15 protein-coding genes are annotated in these 17,416 nt (G+C 67.7%); 5 read left to right on the top strand and 10 right to left on the bottom strand.

Going from position 1 to position 17,416, the window contains the following annotated elements:
• The first annotated feature begins 14 nt into the window (after positions 1-14).
• The 4 genes from A6B37_RS16250 (at position 15) to pagP (ending at position 3,793) form a co-directional block, all read left to right on the top strand.
• Positions 15-1,100, top strand: coding sequence for a YeiH family protein (locus A6B37_RS16250; RefSeq protein ID WP_246842499.1), 1,086 nt, complete (start codon positions 15-17; stop codon positions 1,098-1,100).
• A gap of 105 nt (positions 1,101-1,205) precedes the next feature.
• Positions 1,206-1,616: an acyl-CoA thioesterase gene (locus tag A6B37_RS16245; protein ID WP_102775418.1), complete on the top strand. Its 411-nt coding sequence runs from the start codon at positions 1,206-1,208 to the stop codon at positions 1,614-1,616.
• A 10-nt stretch (positions 1,617-1,626) separates the two neighbouring features.
• The gene (gene mgtE / locus A6B37_RS16240) at positions 1,627-3,099 is read left to right on the top strand and encodes a magnesium transporter (RefSeq protein WP_102775417.1); all 1,473 of its coding nucleotides are present in this window, start codon (positions 1,627-1,629) and stop codon (positions 3,097-3,099) included.
• 139 nt (positions 3,100-3,238) lie between these two features.
• Positions 3,239-3,793 carry a lipid IV(A) palmitoyltransferase PagP gene (gene pagP, locus A6B37_RS16235; protein WP_102775416.1) on the top strand — a complete coding sequence of 185 codons (555 nt, stop codon included), beginning with the start codon at positions 3,239-3,241 and terminating at the stop codon, positions 3,791-3,793.
• Between the two features lie 5 nt (positions 3,794-3,798).
• Here the strand turns inward: pagP and A6B37_RS16230 are convergent, their stop codons facing one another.
• The 7 genes from A6B37_RS16230 to A6B37_RS16200 form a co-directional block, all read right to left on the bottom strand.
• On the bottom strand, positions 3,799-4,581 hold the full coding sequence (locus A6B37_RS16230; protein ID WP_111826365.1) for an SDR family oxidoreductase: 783 nt from the start codon (positions 4,579-4,581) through the stop codon (positions 3,799-3,801).
• Between the two features lie 11 nt (positions 4,582-4,592).
• Positions 4,593-6,287 carry a thiamine pyrophosphate-binding protein gene (locus tag A6B37_RS16225; protein WP_102775414.1) on the bottom strand — a complete coding sequence of 565 codons (1,695 nt, stop codon included), beginning with the start codon at positions 6,285-6,287 and terminating at the stop codon, positions 4,593-4,595.
• Between the two features lie 55 nt (positions 6,288-6,342).
• Positions 6,343-7,329: a tripartite tricarboxylate transporter substrate binding protein gene (locus tag A6B37_RS16220; protein ID WP_102775413.1), complete on the bottom strand. Its 987-nt coding sequence runs from the start codon at positions 7,327-7,329 to the stop codon at positions 6,343-6,345.
• Positions 7,326-8,078 (bottom strand): GntR family transcriptional regulator, encoded by a 753-nt coding sequence (locus A6B37_RS16215; protein WP_111826364.1) that lies wholly within the window; start codon positions 8,076-8,078, stop codon positions 7,326-7,328. The genes A6B37_RS16220 and A6B37_RS16215 overlap by 4 nt, the downstream gene beginning before the upstream one ends.
• A 103-nt stretch (positions 8,079-8,181) precedes the next feature.
• Positions 8,182-8,901: a VOC family protein gene (locus A6B37_RS16210; RefSeq protein WP_111826363.1), complete on the bottom strand. Its 720-nt coding sequence runs from the start codon at positions 8,899-8,901 to the stop codon at positions 8,182-8,184.
• Positions 8,902-8,917: 16 nt separating this feature from the next.
• Positions 8,918-11,653: a preprotein translocase subunit SecA gene (gene secA, locus A6B37_RS16205; protein ID WP_111826362.1), complete on the bottom strand. Its 2,736-nt coding sequence runs from the start codon at positions 11,651-11,653 to the stop codon at positions 8,918-8,920.
• A gap of 205 nt (positions 11,654-11,858) precedes the next feature.
• Entirely contained in the window at positions 11,859-12,827 is a 969-nt protein-coding gene (locus A6B37_RS16200; RefSeq protein WP_102775409.1) for a M23 family metallopeptidase, read from the bottom strand.
• Between the two features lie 127 nt (positions 12,828-12,954).
• Here A6B37_RS16200 and A6B37_RS16195 point away from each other — a divergent pair, with 127 nt between their 5' ends.
• Positions 12,955-13,362: a DciA family protein gene (locus A6B37_RS16195; RefSeq protein ID WP_102775408.1), complete on the top strand. Its 408-nt coding sequence runs from the start codon at positions 12,955-12,957 to the stop codon at positions 13,360-13,362.
• A 285-nt stretch (positions 13,363-13,647) separates the two neighbouring features.
• Here A6B37_RS16195 and lpxC read toward each other — a convergent pair whose 3' ends face one another.
• The 3 genes from lpxC to ftsA all read right to left on the bottom strand — a co-directional run bounded on the left by lpxC (position 13,648) and on the right by ftsA (position 17,412).
• Complete coding sequence (gene lpxC, locus A6B37_RS16190; RefSeq protein ID WP_102775407.1) at positions 13,648-14,571, bottom strand: UDP-3-O-acyl-N-acetylglucosamine deacetylase; 924 nt, start codon at positions 14,569-14,571, stop codon at positions 13,648-13,650.
• A gap of 242 nt (positions 14,572-14,813) precedes the next feature.
• On the bottom strand, positions 14,814-15,995 hold the full coding sequence (gene ftsZ, locus A6B37_RS16185; RefSeq protein WP_102775406.1) for a cell division protein FtsZ: 1,182 nt from the start codon (positions 15,993-15,995) through the stop codon (positions 14,814-14,816).
• A 190-nt stretch (positions 15,996-16,185) separates the two neighbouring features.
• The gene (gene ftsA / locus A6B37_RS16180; protein WP_102775405.1) at positions 16,186-17,412 is read right to left on the bottom strand and encodes a cell division protein FtsA; all 1,227 of its coding nucleotides are present in this window, start codon (positions 17,410-17,412) and stop codon (positions 16,186-16,188) included.
• Between the last annotated feature and the right edge of the window lie 4 nt (positions 17,413-17,416).

Here is a 17,416-nt window from a genome sequence, read left to right as displayed (position 1 = left end):
TACCAGGTCCAACCATGAGCAATTCCTCCAGCACCGCCGCCGCCCCCCTGCCCGCCACGCCGCCGGTGTCCGCGGCCGCCGCGGCCACGCCCTGGCGCGACAAGCTCAACGGCGTGCTGTTCGTCGGCCTGATGTCGGCCGCGGTCATGCAGCTGGCCGACCTGCCCGCCATCCGCCAGCTGGGCTTTTCGCCCCTGGTGGTGGGCATCGTCTGCGGCATGCTGTATGGCAACTTCCTGCGCGGCACCATGCCCGCCGACTGGGGCGTGGGCGTCAATTTCACCGCCCGCCGCCTGCTGCGCATCGCCGTGGCCTTCTACGGCCTGAACATCAGCATCCAGCAGATCGCGGCCGTCGGCCTGCCGGGGCTGGCCGTTTCGGTGGCGGTGGTGCTGAGCACCCTGCTGATCGGCACCGTGGCCGGCCAGCGCCTGCTGGGCCTGGACCGCGACACCGCCATGCTGACCGCCGCCGGCAGCGCCATCTGCGGCGCCGCCGCCGTGCTGGCCTTCGAGCCCACCCTGCGGGCCGCGCCGCACAAGAGCGCGGTGGCCGTCGCCACGGTGGTGCTGTTCGGCACGCTGTCCATGTTCCTGTACCCGGTGTTCTACCACGCGGGCTGGCTGAGCTTCGACACCCAGGCGCTGGGCATCTATATCGGCGGCACCATCCACGAAGTGGCGCAGGTCGTCGGCGCGGCCAGCAACGTCGACCCCGCCACCACCGAAGTCGCCACCATCGTCAAGATGACGCGCGTCGCCCTGCTGGTGCCGGTCCTGCTGGTGCTGGGCATGTACCTGCGCAGCGCGGCCTCGCACGCCGGCGGCCAGGCCAAGGGCGCCAAGCTGCCGATCCCCTGGTTCGCGGTCGGCTTCCTGGTGCTGGCCATCGTCAATTCGCTGAACATCATTCCCGCCGACATCGTGGCCGCCATCCGCCGCCTGGACGTGTTCGCGCTGACCATGGCCATGACGGCGCTGGGCATCGAAACCCGCTTCGCCCAGATCCGCAAGGCCGGCCCGCGCGTGATGGCGCTGGGCCTGATCCTGTACGTGTGGCTGCTGGCCGGCGGCTACGCCATCGTCAAGCTGGCCTACTGATGCGCGCCCGCCGCGGCTGCTTGCCGCGGCGGGCCTTGCACACGCACGCGGCAGTCGCATTTTTCCTGCATAATCGGCTGGTTCTCTTGCAGCGGAGTCAGCCGCATGGCCTCCAGCCACAAAACCCCTACCACGACCTTGCCCGCCGACCGCGACGCGGTGTTGCGCGTCATGCCGATGCCGGCGGACGCCAATATCCACGGGGACGTTTTCGGCGGCTGGATCATGTCCCAGGTCGACATCGCCGGCTCCATCCCCGCCGCGCGGCGCGCCGCCGGACGCGTGGCCACCGTGGCGGTCAACGCCTTCCAGTTCAAGCAGCCCGTGTTCGTGGGCGACCTGCTCAGCTTCTACGCCTCCATCATCAAAACCGGCACCACCTCGATCACGGTGTCGGTCGAGGTCTACGCGGAACGCCAGCGCCTGGACGCCGAGATCGTCAAGGTCACCGAAGCCACGCTGACCTACGTCGCCACCGACGAAGCGCGGCGCGGCCGCCCCCTCCCCACCCTTTGAGCCGTAACGCATGACGCAGTCCGCCGCCGCGCAGAAACCGCCCGCGACGCCCCGCCGCCTCGACCCGGAAGACGCCCAGCACGCCCTGGCCGAAGTGCAGGAGCGCCTGCGCCGCCAGCAGCTGGTCGCCGACCTCGTGCATCGCCAGGAAGAAGGCGACTCGAAGGCCTCGCTGGTCGAAGACCTGGTCCACCGCCAGCACGAAGCCGAACTCAAGACGCTGCTGGACGGGCTGCATCCGGCCGACATCGCCTTCATCCTCGAATCGCTGCCCAAGGACGAGCGCCAGGCGATCTGGGCGCTGGTCAGCCCGGAGCACGACGCCGACGTGCTGCTGGAAGTCGAAGACTGGGTGCGCGAATCGCTGATCGAAGCGATGGACCGCCAGGACCTGGTGGCCGCCACCGGCAGCATGGACGCCGACGAGCTGGCCGACCTGGCGCCCGACCTGCCGCCGGACGTGGTGGCCGAAGTCCAGAAGGGCCTGACCGAAGAAGAACGCGCGCAGCTGCTGGAAGCCATGGGCTATCCGGAAGACAGCGTGGGCGCGATCATGGACTTCGAAATGGTCCGCGTGCGCGAGGACGTGACGCTGGAGGTCGTGCTGCGCTACCTGCGCCGCCTGCACGAGCTGCCGGACCACACCGACCAGATCTTCGTGGTCGACCGCCAGGACAAGCTGCAAGGCATCCTGCCGCTGTCGCGCCTGCTGGTCAGCGAGCCCGAGACCGAGGTGCGCGCGGTCATGAACTCGGATTTCCTGACGCTGAATCCGCTCGATTCCGACGCGGACGCCGCCGGCGCGTTCGAACGCTACGATCTGGTGTCCGCCCCCGTGATGGACGACCAGGGCCGGCTGATCGGCCGCGTCACCATCGCCGACGTGGTGGACGTGATGCGCGAGGACTCCCAGGAACAGGCGCTGTCGCGCGCCGGTCTGCAGGAAGAAGACATCTTCGCGCCGGTCGCCACCGCCTTGCGCAACCGCGCGCCGTGGCTGCTGTTCAATCTCTGTACCGCGGCTACGGCTTCGTTCGTGGCCTCGCAGTTCGAAGGCACGGTCAGCCAGATCGTCATCCTGGCCTTCCTGATGTCCATCGTGGCCGGCATCGGCGGCAACTCCGGCAACCAGACCATGACGCTCATCATCCGGGCGCTGGCCATGGGCCGCATCACCGGACGCAACCTGTGGCAGCTGGTCAAGCGCGAGCTCTTCGTGACCCTGCTGGTGGGGCTGTGCGGCAGCGTGGTGGCCGCGCTGTTCGCCTGGGCGATCTCGCACTCGGTGTCGATCGCGCTGGTGATGATGGCCGCCATGATCTGCAACATGCTGGTCGGCGCCTCGGTCGGCGTGCTGGTGCCGATGGTGCGCGCGCGCTTCGGCAAGGACCCGGCGATGGGCTCCTCGGTGCTGCTGACCTTCGCCACCGACTCGCTGGGCTTTTTCATCTTCCTCGGCCTGGCGACCATCTTCCTCCTGTAGCCTACCTGCAACACATTGCGGCGCCCGTCCTCCTGGCTCTCCCAGGGGGACGGCATTCTTGACAGCTAGCTGACAGGGATAGCGGCGGTCATTCCATTACAGTAATGGGATTGTCATATCCATCCCATCAGCGCCCGCAATGACCGCCAGACTCCGGGCAGCGCTCCTCTGTCTGCTGCTCTCCTTCTTCGCCTCCGCCGCCCAAGCCTGTGACAGCATGCCCTCGTGGGCGCAATCGGCCTGCAACCGCCTGGACCAGATCTGGTCGGAAGGCGGCAACGATCTCTACCTGACCGGCTATTCGTGGCATAACCGCGCCACCTACAGCAAAGAGAAGATCGACAGCTTCAACGAACTGGCCTGGGGCGGCGGCTACGGGCGCAGCATCTACGACGAAGACGGCGACTGGCAGGGCCTGTACGCCATGGCCTTCCTGGATTCGCACAGCAAGATCGAGCCCATCGCCGGCTACGGCTTCCTGAAGATCGGCCAGGTCAGCGAGAACTTCCGCCTGGGCGCGGGCTATACCGTGTTCCTGACGGCGCGCAGCGACATCATGAGCTACGTGCCTTTCCCCGGCATCCTGCCGCTGGTGAGCGCGGGCTACAAGGACGCCATGCTTTACGCGACCTACATCCCGGGCTCCAGCGGCGCGGGCAACGTGCTGTTCATGTTCGGCCGCTGGCAGTTCTGAAGCGCTCAGTACGTGCCGGGGTAGCCGCCGCCGTCGATGAGGATGTTCTGCGCCGTCATGTAGCCCGCGTGGGCCGAACAGACGTAGGCGCATAGCGCGCCCAGCTCCTCGGGCTGGCCGTAGCGGCCCGCCGGGTTCGAGCGCCCGCGCTCGTCCCACAACTGCTCGAAGGTCTTGCCGCCGGACTGCTCGAGCATGCCTTGGATGTGCCTGACCTGCGCATCGGTGGCGAAGGCGCCGGGCAGCAGGTTGTTGATGGTGACGTTGTGCCTGACGGTCTGCCGGGCCAGCCCGCCCACGAAGCCGATCAGCCCCGAACGCGCGCCGTTGGACAGGCCCAGTTCGGCGTGCGGCGCCTTGACGCTGCGCGAGACGATGTTGACGATGCGGCCGAAGCGCCGTTCGATCATCCCGTCCACCACGCGCCGGATCATGTCGATCGGCCCCAGCATCATGGCGTCCAGCGCCGCCATCCAGTCCTCGTGCGACCAGTCGCGGAAGTCGCCCGGCAGCGGCCCGTCGGCGTTGTTGATCAGGATATCGGGCCGCGGACAGGCGGCGATGGCGGCGTCGCGGCCCTGCGGCAGGGTCAGGTCGGCCGACACCCAGCCCACGCCCACGCCGGTCTCGCGCGAAATCTCGGCGGCGGCCTGCTCCAGCGTCGCCGGATTGCGCGCGGCGATCGTGACCGCCACGCCTTCGCGCGCCAGCTGCAGGGCGCAGGCCCGGCCCATGCCGCGGCTGCCGCCGAATACCAGTGCCGTCTTGCCGCTGATGCCCAGATCCATGCCTGTCTCCTTCAACCCATCCACTGGCTGACCGGCGCCGCGGCGTCCTGCAGCGGCTGGGCCACCACGTCGATCAGCGCCGGACCGTCATGCTCCATGGCCGCCTTGATGGCCGCGTCCAGCTTGGCCGGGTCCTCGACGCGCCATGCCTTCACCCCGTAGGCCTCGGCGATGCGCGCGTGGTCGGTGCGATCGAAGTCCACGCTGTAGTAGCGCTTGTCGTAGCCGGCTTTCTGGCTGGCCTTGATCCAGCCGTAGACCGAGTTCGAGAACACTACCATCAAAAGCGGCGCCTTGTGCCGCACGATGGTCTCCAGCTCGCCCACGGTGAAGCCGAAGCTGCCGTCTCCCATCACCGACACGCACTTGGATTGCGGCCGGCCCACCCAGGCGCCGAGCGCGGCCGACATGGAAAAGCCCAGCGCGCCGTGCGCGCGGTTGGTGATGAAGTGGCGCCCCGGGCGCGAGACGTCGTAATAGGCCGAGAAATACGGGCAAGGCGTGCCGGGATCGGCGCACACCACGGCGTCGTCGGGCAGCAGGCGGTTGAGCGATTGCACCACGCGCTCGGGGCGGATGGGCGTGTCCAGGCTGCCGGCCAGCGGCTCCAGCTGGGCGCGGCGCGCCGCCTTGGCGCGGCCGGCCAGCACCGCGCCGTCGACCGCGTCGGCGGGGCGATGGGCCAGGCGCTCGGCCACTTCGGCGCCCAGCGCCTCCAGCGCCAGCCTGGCGTCGCCCACCATGCCGACTTCGGTCAGGTAGTTGGCGCCGATCACCATCGGGTCGATGTCGATGTGCAGGATGGGTACGTCGCGGTTGGGGAAGCGCCAGTGCTCGGTCGAGGTCGAACCGGCGCGGCAGCCCACGAACAGCACCGCGTCGGCGGCCGCGACCACTTCGCGCGTCGCCATCACGCCGCCGTTCGAGCCCACCACGCCCGCGTTCAGCGGATGCGTGTCGGCCAGGCTGCCCTGCCCGCTCACCGTCACGCAGACCGCCGCCTTGAGCGCCTCGGCCAGCTGCTGCAGGGCGGCGCTGGCGCCGGCGATCACCACGCCGCCGCCGCAGATGATGACCGGCGAACGCGCGCCGACCAGCCGCTGCGCCGCGCGCGCCACGTCGGCCGGGTCCGGCGCGCAGCGCATCGCCGGGTAGCTGCCGTGCTCGGGCTGGGCCCAGATGTCGGAGGCGTCCACCTGCTGCTTCATCACGTCGTACGGGAAGCACAGGTGGGCCGCGCCCGGCTTGCCGGTCGTCATCGCGCGAAACGCCGCCCGCACCATGCCGGGGATCTGGTCGGCGCGGTCGATCGTGCGGTTCCATTTCGTCAGCGGGCGGTACAGCGCCTCCTGGTCGAGCTCGGTCAGCGGGTACTTGCCGCGCGAGCCCACCGCCACGTCGGAGGTGATGCCCAGCACCGGCACGGACGATTCATTGGCCTCCACCAGGCCCGGCAGCAGATAGGTCGCGCCGCCGCCGCTGGGGCCTTCGCACACGCCGACCTTGCCGGTCACGCGGGCATAGGCGTCGGCCATGTAGCCGGCGCTGCGCTCGTCGCGCGTCAGGATGTGGCGCATGCCGTGGTCCAGGCGGTACAGCGCGTCGTAGAACGGCAGGCTGGTGTCGCCGCACAGGCCGAAAATATGCTTGACGCCGTTGTGCTGCAGCATCCGCACCATTGCTTCGGCGCCGGTCAGGTTTTCCATGTCGTCTCCAGTGTTGTGGCTCGCGCGGCGGCCGGGCATGCCGGCCGCGCGCCGTTCAGTTGTCCAGGTTGATCTTGCTGCTCTTGATGAAGGCGCTCCAGCGCTCGTATTCCGACTTCACGTAGGCGTCCAGCGCCGGGCCGTCGGAGGCCACGATCTCGAAGCCTGCCTCGGTCACTTTCTTCCTGATCGCGGGATCGGCCAGCACGGCCTGGAACGCCGCGGTCAGTTTTTTCACCGTGGCCTCGGGCGTGCCCTTGGGCGCGAACATGCCGCTCCACGAATAGGCGACGAAACCGGGAAAGCCGGACTCGGCCACCGTCGGCACGTTGGGCAGGTCGGGCAGGCGCTTGTCGCCGGCCACGGCCAGCGGCTTGATCTTGCCGGCCTGGATCTGCCCGCGCAGCGCCGCGAAGCTCAGCCAGGTCATGCTGGCCTGCCCGCCCACCACGGCCTGGATGGCCGGCCCGCCGCCGCCGTACGGCACATGCAGCAGCTCGACCTTGGACAGGCGCTTGAGCTCTTCGGGCGCCAGGTGATTCAGCGACCCGACGCCGGTGGAGGCGTAGTTGAACTTGTTGGGCGGCTGCTTGGCCGCCGCCGCCAGGAACTCCTTGAGCGTCTTGCCCGGCACGCTCGGGTTGGCCCCGATCACCAGCGGGAAGCGCACGGTCTGCGAGATCGCGACGAAGTCCTTGAAGGTGTCGTACGGCAGCTTGGGCTTTACGGCGGGATTGATGCCGTGGTTGTCGAAGCTGACCAGCAGCGTATTGCCGTCGGGCTCGGCGCGCGCCACGAAGGCGGTGGCGATCTGGCTGGCCGCGCCCGGGCGGTTCTCGACCACCACCGGACGCCCGCCCAGTTCCTCGGACAGGCGCGGCTGCAGGATGCGGGCCAGGATGTCGGTGCTGCCTCCCGGCGGATAGGGCACCACCATCACCAGCGGCCGCTCTTCCGCCCAGGCGGGCGCCGCGCCCAGGCCGCCCCCTGCGGCGGCCAGCACGCATAACGCCGCCAGTCCGCGTTTCAAGCTGTGGTTCATTGCTTTTCCCCTGCTGATATGGTGTTGGCCGGCGTTGGCGATGCGGGTTCGGCCTGGTCCCGCATGTAGATCGTGGAAAAACCGGTGCGGATGACGTCGGTGATCTGGTCCAGCCGGCGGCCGATGTGCGCGCTCATCAGCCCCGGCAGCGTCTCGATGTCGCGGCGCTCCAGCGCCTCGACGATGCGCAGGTGCTCGCCCTGGGTATGGCCGCGGCGGCCCTGCTGCATGTCGATCCAGCGCACGAAATGGATGCGCGCGTTGACGCTTTCCAGCGCCCGCACGAATTCCTCGTTGCGCGAATAGCGCGCCAGCGTCAGGTGGAAGGCTTCGTCCAGTTCCAGCAGGCGCGTGGCCTCGCTGTCCTCGGGCACGTCGCGCGAACGCTCGACGAAGGCCCGCAGGCCGGCCAGCTCTTCGTCGCTGGCGCGCTCGCAGGCGGCGCGCACGATGCCGGCCTCCAGCACCGCGCGGTACTCGTACAGGCTGTGGATCTGCTTGGCGTCGAGCAGGCGCGCGATGAAGCCCCGGTTCACCGAGCGCGTCAGGAAACCCTCGACCATCAGCTGGTTCAGCACCTCGCGCAGCGGCGTGCGGCTGACGTTCAGCCGGCGCGCCAGCTCCACCTCGTTGATGCGCTCGCCAGGCTTGAACTCGAACCGCACGGCCATCGCCTTGACGGCGCCGTACAGTTCGGCCTGGGCCGCCTGCGTGCGGGCGGCGGGACGGATCGGGTTGGGAGTGGGCATGGCGCCGCCGGATTGCGTGGTCGGATTAAGTGCATACTAAAGTGCATACACTTTGGGCGGCAATGCGGGTTTGTCCGGGGCGGGACGTGAACGACCTACGGTATTACAGCCCCGTATCCAGCGCGTAATGGGCGCCGTCGCGGTTTTCCAGGGTAAGGGAGCACAGCACCGGCCGGGCGGCCGACTCGTCGGGCCGCACGTGGATGCGCAGGTTGGCCAGCGGCACGTCCCAGCCTTCGCCGGCCGGCTCCGCGACGACGTCGGCGACCTGCGCCAGGCGCTCGGCCACCGCGCGCGCGTCGGCGGCGCGGGCGTCGATGCGCAGCAGGCTGCGCGCACCGTTGGGATGCGCCATCAGGTCGGGCTGCCACACGCATTCCGGCGTCAGGTGGCGGCAGAAATACATGCGGATGCCGGGCAGCGGCTGCTCGGCGAAACGCACGGTATGGAAACGGGCCTGGACTTCCTCGCCGTCCAGCATGGCCGCGCGGGTCAGTTCCTGGACCGGATTGACGGCGAACCCCGCGGCCCGCAGGCGTTCGTAGGTGGCCTCGGCGTCGTAGGTGCGGAACACCAGCGCCTCCAGCCCGAAGGGCGAGTCGGCGATCTCCTTGCGCGCCGGCGGCGCGCCGGGCGGCCAGCCCAGGAGTTCGACGTAAGCGCCTTCCAGCACGATCAGGCGGTTGCACGACCCCAGGTTATGCACCGACTTGTCGCTCAGGCGAAAGCCCTGGCGCTCGAAATGCGGCGCCAACGCATCCAGCCGGTCACGCACCATGACCACTGCGTGATCGAATTCGGTACGGCCGACGGGATGCAGCATGGTCAGGTCTCCGGGTTCAGACGAGCTTGCCGTGGCACTGCTTGTACTTCTTGCCGCTGCCGCAGGGGCACGGATCGTTGCGGCCGACCTTGGGCACCACGTTGCGCACCGGCTGGGCGCCGCCCTCGGAATCCTGCTGGGCCAGCGCTTCGTCGTAGTCGGAATGATGGTACTGCACATTCTGCACGTGCGACTGGGCGGCTTCGGCCTCGGCCTGGTCGACTTGCTCCTGCGACTGCACGCGCACCGTCATCAGCACGCGCACCACGTCGTCGCGGATGCGGTCCAGCATGCCCGAGAACAGTTCGAAGGCTTCGCGCTTGTATTCCTGCTTGGGGTTCTTCTGCGCGTAGCCGCGCAGGTGGATGCCCTGGCGCAGGTAGTCCAGCGCCGACAGGTGCTCGCGCCAGTGCGTGTCGATGGCCTGCAGCATGATGGAGCGCTCGAACTGCGACCACGATTCCTGGCCGACCTGGTCGACCTTGGCCTGGTAGGCATCGCGCGCGGCGGCCACCACGCGTTCGCGCAGGTCGTCGTCGGTGAGGTTGGCCTCTTTTTCCAGCATTTCCACCAGCGGAAGCTGGACGTGCCAATCGGCTTCCAGCGCCTTTTGCAGCGCCGGCACGTCCCACTGCTCTTCCACCGATTCCGGCGGCACGTGGACGTTGAACATCTCGATCACGGCGGCGTCGCGCAGGCTCTGCACGGTCTCGCCCACGCTCGCGGCCTCCAGCACGTCGTTGCGCTGCGAGTACAGCACCTTGCGCTGGTCGTTGGCCACGTCGTCGTATTCGAGCAGCTGCTTGCGGATGTCGAAGTTGCGGCCTTCGACCTTGCGCTGCGCGGTCTCGATCGAACGCGTCACCATGCCGGCCTCGATGGGCTCGCCTTCCGGCAGCTTGAGGCGTTCCATGATGGCGCGCACCCGGTCGCCGGCGAAGATGCGCATCAGCGAATCTTCCAGCGACAGGTAGAAGCGCGAGGAACCGGGGTCGCCCTGGCGGCCGGCGCGGCCGCGCAGCTGGTTGTCGATACGGCGCGACTCGTGGCGTTCGGTGCCGATGATGCGCAGGCCGCCGGCGGCCTTGACCTGCTCGTTCAGCGGCTTCCATTCGGCGCGCACCTTTTCGATGCGGGCCTGCTTTTCTTCCTCGGACAGCGATTCGTCGGCGCGGATCAGGTCGACCTGCTTGTCGACGCTGCCGCCCAGCACGATGTCGGTACCGCGGCCGGCCATGTTGGTGGCGATGGTGATGTGGCCCGGCTTGCCGGCCTCGGCGACGATCTCGGCTTCGCGCGCGTGCTGCTTGGCGTTGAGCACCTCGTGGGGCAGCTTGGCCTTTTTCAGCAGGCCCGACAGCAGCTCGGAGTTCTCGATGCTGGTGGTGCCCACCAGCACCGGCTGGCCGCGCTCGTGGCAGTCGCGGATGTCGTTGAGGATGGCGTTGTACTTTTCCTGGTCGGTCTTGAAGACCTGGTCGTTCTGGTCCTTGCGGACCATGGGCTTGTTGGTCGGGATGATGACCGTTTCGAGCCCGTAGATTTCCTGGAATTCGTACGCTTCCGTGTCGGCCGTGCCGGTCATGCCGGACAGCTTTTCGTACATGCGGAAGTAGTTCTGGAACGTGATCGAGGCCAGCGTCTGGTTCTCGTGCTGGATCTTCACGCCTTCCTTGGCCTCGACCGCCTGGTGCAGGCCGTCGGACCAGCGGCGGCCGACCATCAGGCGGCCGGTGAATTCGTCGACGATGACCACTTCGCCGTCCTGCACCACGTACTGCTGGTCGCGGAAGAACAGCGTGTTGGCGCGCAGCGCCACCATCAGGTGATGCATCAGCGCGATGTGGCGCGGGTCGTACAGCGATTCGCCTTCGGGCAGGATGCCCAGGCGGGCCAGGATGCCCTCGGCGTTCTCGTGCCCGGCTTCGGACAGGTAGACCTGCTGGCTCTTTTCGTCGACCCAGTAGTCGCCTTCGGGTTCCGGTTCCTGCGGCTTGGGTTCGCCGGCCATGCGCTTGAGCAGCGGCGGCACCGCGTTCATGCGGATGTAGAGCTCGGTGTGGTCCTCGGCCTGGCCGGAGATGATCAGCGGGGTGCGGGCCTCGTCGATCAGGATCGAGTCCACCTCGTCGACGATGGCGTAGAACAGGCCGCGCTGGCGGCGGTCCTCAACACGGTATTCCATGTTGTCGCGCAGGTAGTCGAAGCCGAACTCGTTATTGGTGCCGTACGTGATGTCGGCGGCGTAGGCGGCCTTCTTTTCCTCGTTGGGCTGCTGCGGCACCACCACGCCCGTGCTCATCCCCAGGAAGCGGTACAGCCGGCCCATCCATTCGGCGTCGCGGCGGGCCAGGTAGTCGTTCACCGTGACCACGTGCACGCCCTTGCCGGCGATCGCGTTCAGGTAGACCGGCAGGGTCGCCATCAGCGTCTTGCCTTCGCCCGTGCGCATTTCGGCGATCTTGCCGTTGTGCAGGGCGATGCCGCCCAGCATCTGCACGTCGAAATGGCGCATGCCGAACACCCGCTTGCCCGCCTCGCGCACCACGGCGAAGGCCTCGGGCAGCAGCTCGTCCAGGGACGTGCCCTGGGCGTGGCGGGAACGGAACTCCTCGGTTTTGGCCGCCAGCTCCGCATCGGAGAGCGCGGAGATCTTGGACTCGAGCCCATTGATCTGGGTTACCAGCTTGCGATACTGCTTAAGCAGCCGGTCGTTGCGACTGCCTATGAGTTTTTTGAGCAGAGAAACCATGCGTATGTCGGCCGCACGGGACACGCCGCCCTGTCGCCAGGGATGGGCAGCGTCGCCCGTGACTTGATGTTATTGGTTGAGCGGGGGTCCGCTGGGAAACGAACCAGTTTAACGCACCTGAAGCGCAATAGCCTGGATCTATCAACACCAGGGTAGCACTGTCGGGCAGTTTGACCGGCCAGAGTGCCGCCAGTTCAGCGGCAGTTCAGCGCGAGGCGTGGGCCACGGCGGGCGGCGCGTTCTGCTGCGGTCCCAGGAACAGGCGCGGGTCCAGCGGCTGGCCCGCCAGGCGCACTTCGAAGTGCAGGTGCGGGCCGGTGGAGCGTCCCGAGCTGCCGACGCGGGCCACGGGCTGGCCGCGGTCGACCAGCTGGCCCTGTTTGACCAGCAGCGAAGAGGCGTGGGCGTAGCGGGTGATCAGGCCGTCGCCGTGGTCGATCTCGACCATGTTGCCGTAGCCCGGATGGTATTTGGATTCCAGCACCACGCCGCCGGAGGCGGCCAGGATGGGCGTGCCCGAGGGCGCGGCGAAGTCCAGGCCCTCGTGCATGGCGCTGCGGCCGGTCACCGGGTTGCGGCGCCAGCCGTAGGAGGAGCTGAGGTAGGGATAGTCGGTGATCGGCATGGCCGTCGGCATGCGGGCCTGGTCGGCCGAGCGGCGGGTCAGCGCCGCGTCCAGCAGCTTGAGGTTATCGGTCTGCTGGGACAATCTGGCCTGGATCTCGTCGAGCTGGCGCCCGAGGGCTTCGGCCGACGCGGCGCTGGGCGGCGGGTGGTCGGTGAAGAGGTCGTCCATGACCTCGGTGGCCTCGGGCTGGATCAGCGCTTCCGGCTGGGCCACGGCCAGCTGCTTGGCGAGTTCGGGATCGGTGTAGGCCACGCCGGCGACCTTGGCCACGCGCTGGCCCAGGCCGTCGATGCTGACCAGCTTGGCCTGCAGCGCCCCCACCTTGGCCGCCAGCAGGTTCATGTTGCCGCGCAGGAAATCGGCGTCGCGCCCCGGCTGGCTGGCCAGGGGCCAGCCCACGGTGTGTACGGCCGGCGATACCGGAGTAAGGTATCGTTGTAGCGCGGCGCCGCAGATGGCGGCCGTGATCAAGGCGAGCCCCAGGAACAGCGCGAGGTGGCCGCCGCCCAGGGTGAAATGCCCGTCCTTCCCGTCACGGGCGTGCATAATCACGATTTTCAAGGTTTGCTTCCTAATTCATAGAGCCGGCATGAATAGACCCACTTCATACCGCCAACGTTCCAGTTCCAGCCGGCGCGAGGACAATACCGCCCTGGGATGGCTGGGTCATGACATGCGGGGCGCCGGCGTCCTGGCGACCGCCCGCAAGCACTTGCAAATCCAGTACGCGGTGGCGGCGGTTCTGCCCGCCCCGCTGGGCGCCGTCTGCCAGGTGGGCAAGCTGGAAAACCAGTGCCTGCACCTGGTGGTGCCGAGTGCCGCTCATGCGGCCAAGATGCGTCAGCTGGCCCCGCGCATCGCGCGGACTCTGGCCGACCAAGGCTGGAACCTTAACGAAATCGCCGTCAAGGTACAAGCGGGTTTGCCCACGCCCGGCGCCCGCCAGCCCCGCCCCCCGAAGGAAGCGCAACCGCTGGGCGCAACCGCGCTGGGCGCCTTCGAAACGCTGCAAGGCAAGCTGCGTCCCGGACCGCTGGCCGACGCGGTCGCCAAACTGCTCAGGCACCACAAGAGTAGCTGAACCCGCCCCGCTTGTGCGGCCGCAGCCGCGTCCCGAAACCAAGCGAAACCAAGTTCTCGGACGGAGCCATACTATGGTTTGCCACCGGTTTACGCCCTAAGCGCGAGAGGATGACGCCCCCCATCGTCCAAGGGGAGCCATCGCAACGCTGAGGCCCGCAAAGACAGTCGGGGCATTAACCCGCTGCTGCCAGGAGCAAGCGGGGACAACGCCAGATCCGGCTCCGCCGGTCTGCAGGTGTCGCCCCCCTGGGGGGGCGCGCGTAAGCGCGTAGGGGGGGAGCCTTCAGGCCAGCTTCCACTCGTGGCGGAACGCCTGGGGCGCCTCCGCCTGCGATTCGTAGCTGATCAGTTCCCAGGCATCGCGCTGGGCCAGCAGCGCGCGCGCCAGCTGGTTGTTCAGGCCGTGGCCAGACTTGCACGCCACGTAGCGCGCAACCAGGGGCTTGCCCAGCAGGTACAGGTCGCCGATGGCGTCCAGGATCTTGTGCTTGACGAACTCGTCGTCGTAGCGCAGACCGTCGCTGTTGAGCACGCGGTACTCGTCCATCACGATGGCGTTGTCCAGGCTGCCGCCGCGGGCCAGGCCCATCGAGCGCAGGGCCTCGACCTCGTTGACGAAACCGAAGGTGCGCGCGCGGGCGATCTCGCGCACGTAGGAATGGGTGGCGAAATCGATCTCGGCGAAATTGGCCGTGGAGTCGATCGCGGGGTGGCGGAAGTCGATGGAAAACGCGAGCGCGAAGCCTTCGTGCGGCTCCAGGCGCGCCCACTTCTCGTTGCGGCCTTCGCCTTCGCGCACTTCCACGGGCTTGAGCACGCGGATGAACTGCTTGGGCGCGTTCTGTTCGACGATGCCGGCCGAGCGCAGCAGGTAGACGAAGGTCGCCGCGCTGCCGTCCATGATGGGGACTTCTTCCGCGGTCAGGTCGACGTGCAGGTTGTCGATGCCGAGTCCGGCCAGGGCGGACATCAGGTGTTCGACGGTGGAGACGCGGACGTTGCCCTGCTGCAGCACGGACGCCATGCGCGTGTCGCCCACGCCGGACGCCTGGGCAGGCAGGTCCACGACCTCGGGCAGATCGACCCGATGGAAAACGATACCGGTGTTGGGTTGTGCCGGGCGCAAGGTGAGCTCGACCCGCCGTCCGGAGTGGACGCCGACGCCTGTCGTGCGGACGAGATTCTGAATGCTGCGCTGTCGGAACATGAGACTTGGGTGATTTGAGCCAGAAAGCCGGCAAGATAACCAATAGATTGCCGGCGTAACTGACGTATTGTAACGCTGTCCGATCCCTGGCGCCATCAGGCGTCCGGACCGACCTATACCTCCGTCCCCTTATTTATGCCGTGCAAGGGAGACACGGACCGCTCCGCCTCCGGCCCGCCCGAGGGGACAGGCGGGCCGGAGATGAGGGAGTGCGCTTTAGAGCCCGGAATGGGCTCTTTGGTTCAATCCGCCTGCTTGCGCAGGAACGCCGGGATGTCGAAATGATCCATGCCCGAGCTTTCCAGCGCGCGCACCTGGGCCGAAGCCTGGCTGCGCGGGTTGCGCATGACCGAGGGCATGTCCAGGTTGCGGTAGTCGCCTTGACCGGCCGGCATCGCGCCCATGGGCATGTTGTCGGTACCGGTGCGCAGCACCTCGGCGGTGTTCTGCACGAGCTGCGGACGCGATTGCGCACGGCCCAGGCCGGTCGCGACCACGGTCACGCGCAGGGTTTCGCCCATGGATTCGTCGTAGGCGGTGCCGAAGATCACGGTGGCGTCGTCCGAAGCGTAGCTGCGGATCGTTTCCATGATTTCGCGCGTTTCGCGCATCTTCAGCGAGCGGCTGGCGGTGATGTTGACCAGCACGCCGCGCGCGCCGTTCAGATCCACGCCTTCGAGCAGCGGGCAGGCAATGGCCTGCTCGGCGGCGACCCGGGCGCGGTCCGCGCCGGAAGCCGACGCCGTGCCCATCATGGCCTGGCCCTGCTCGCCCATGATCGTCTTGACGTCTTCGAAGTCGACGTTGACGTTGCCTTCGACGTTGATGATTTCGGCGATACCCGCGCAAGCGTTGTGCAGGATGTCGTCGGCCGAACGGAAGCAGTCTTCCTGCGTCGCGTCCTCGTCCATCAGTTCATAGAGGTTCTCGTTGAGCACCACGATGAGCGAATGCACGTGCTTGGCCAGTTCGGCGATGCCGTCCTCGGCCATCTTCAGGCGCTTGTTGCCTTCGAAGGTGAAGGGCTTGGTGACCACGCCCACGGTCAGGATGCCCAGTTCCTTGGCCACTTCGGCCACGACCGGACCGGCGCCGGTGCCGGTGCCGCCGCCCATGCCGGCGGTGATGAAGACCATGTGCGCGCCGTTCAGGGCGGCACGGATCTCTTCGCGCGCGGTTTCGGCCGAGGCACGGCCCTGCTCGGGCTTGGCGCCCGCGCCCAGGCCGGTGCGGCCCAGACGGATCTGCACCGGGGCGTTGGTCGCCGCCAGCGCCTGCGCATCGGTGTTGGCGCAGATGAAATCCACGCCGTGCACGCCGTTGCGAATCATGTGCGCGACGGCATTGCCGCCCGCACCGCCCACACCAACGACCTTGATAACGGTCCCTTTGGTGGTGTTTTCAAGCATCTCAAAGTTCATCATGATGACTCCCTCACAAGTCCGATTTTGCAAATCACAAAAATTCCCCAACAACCTATTTTTTGTGAATCGCCTCAAACACGTCGCCGGCGTCGCCCGCAGCGGGTTTGAAGCGCCTCCCCTCTTCTGGCCCGGCCTGCGATACCGCCAGCCGACCGGACCAAGGAGCAGGCCCCAACCTGCCCCCCTCAACCTAGTTCATGAACCATTCCTTCATGCGCGCCAGCAGGCTCTTGAAGTTGCCGGTCTGGGCGGCGACCTTGCGGCCGCGCACCCGCTGCATGCGCGCTTCCTGCAACAGCCCCATCACCGTCGAGAAGCGCGGATTGCGCATCACGTCGGCCAGGCTGCCTTCGTATTCGGGCACCGCCACGCGCACCGGCTTGAGGAACACGTCCTCGGCCAGCTCGACCATGCCGGGCAATTGCGCCGAGCCGCCGGTCAGCACCACGCCGGAAGCCAGCAGGTCCTCGTAGCCGGAGTCGCGCACCACCTGCTGCACCAGGGTGAACAGCTCTTCGACGCGCGGCTCGATCACCGCGCCCAGCGCCTGGCGCTTGACCTGGCGCGGGCCGCGGTCGCCCAGGCCGGGAACCTCCACGGATTCGTCGGGACTGGCCAGCACCTGCTTGGCCACGCCGTAGCGCAGCTTGATTTCCTCGGCATCGGGCGTGGGCGTGCGCAGCATGGCCGCGATGTCGTTGGTGATCTGGTCGCCGGCGATGGGCAGCACGGCGGTGTGGCGGATCGCGCCGCCGGTGAAGATGGCCACGTCGGTGGTGCCGCCGCCGATGTCCACCAGCACGACGCCCAGCTCCTTTTCGTCGGCCGTCAGCACGGCCAGGCTGGAGGCCAGCGGCTGCAGGATCAGGTCCTGCACTTCCAGGCCGCAGCGGCGCACGCACTTGACGATATTCTGGGCGGCGCTGACCGCGCCCGTCACGATGTGCACGCGCACTTCCAGGCGCAGGCCGCTCATGCCGATGGGCTCGCGGATGTCTTCCTGGCCGTCGACGATGAATTCCTGCGTCAGCACGTGCAGCACCTGCTGGTCGGTCGGGATGTTCACCGCCTTGGCGGTCTCGATGACGCGGGCGACGTCGGTGGCGGTGACTTCCTTGTCCTTCACGGCGACCATGCCGCTGGAATTGAAGCTGCGGATATGGCTGCCGGCAATGCCGGTGTAGACGTCGCGAATCTTGCAATCTGCCATCAGCTCGGCTTCTTCAAGCGCGCGCTGGATGGAATTCACAGTGGTCTCGATATTGACGACCACGCCCTTGCGCATGCCGCGCGACTCGTGCTGGCCGAGGCCCAGCACTTCGAATCGCCCTTCAGGCAAAATTTCAGCCACCACAGCCACCACCTTGCTGGTGCCGATATCGAGGGCGACGATAAGGTCCTTGATGTCACGGGTCATGGCG

It is taken from the genome of Achromobacter sp. HZ01 (assembly GCF_003267925.1).
GTDB lineage: Bacteria > Pseudomonadota > Gammaproteobacteria > Burkholderiales > Burkholderiaceae_B > Achromobacter > Achromobacter pulmonis_A.
Note: the sequence above shows the minus strand (reverse complement) of the source record. Positions and strands in the feature narration are given on the sequence as shown.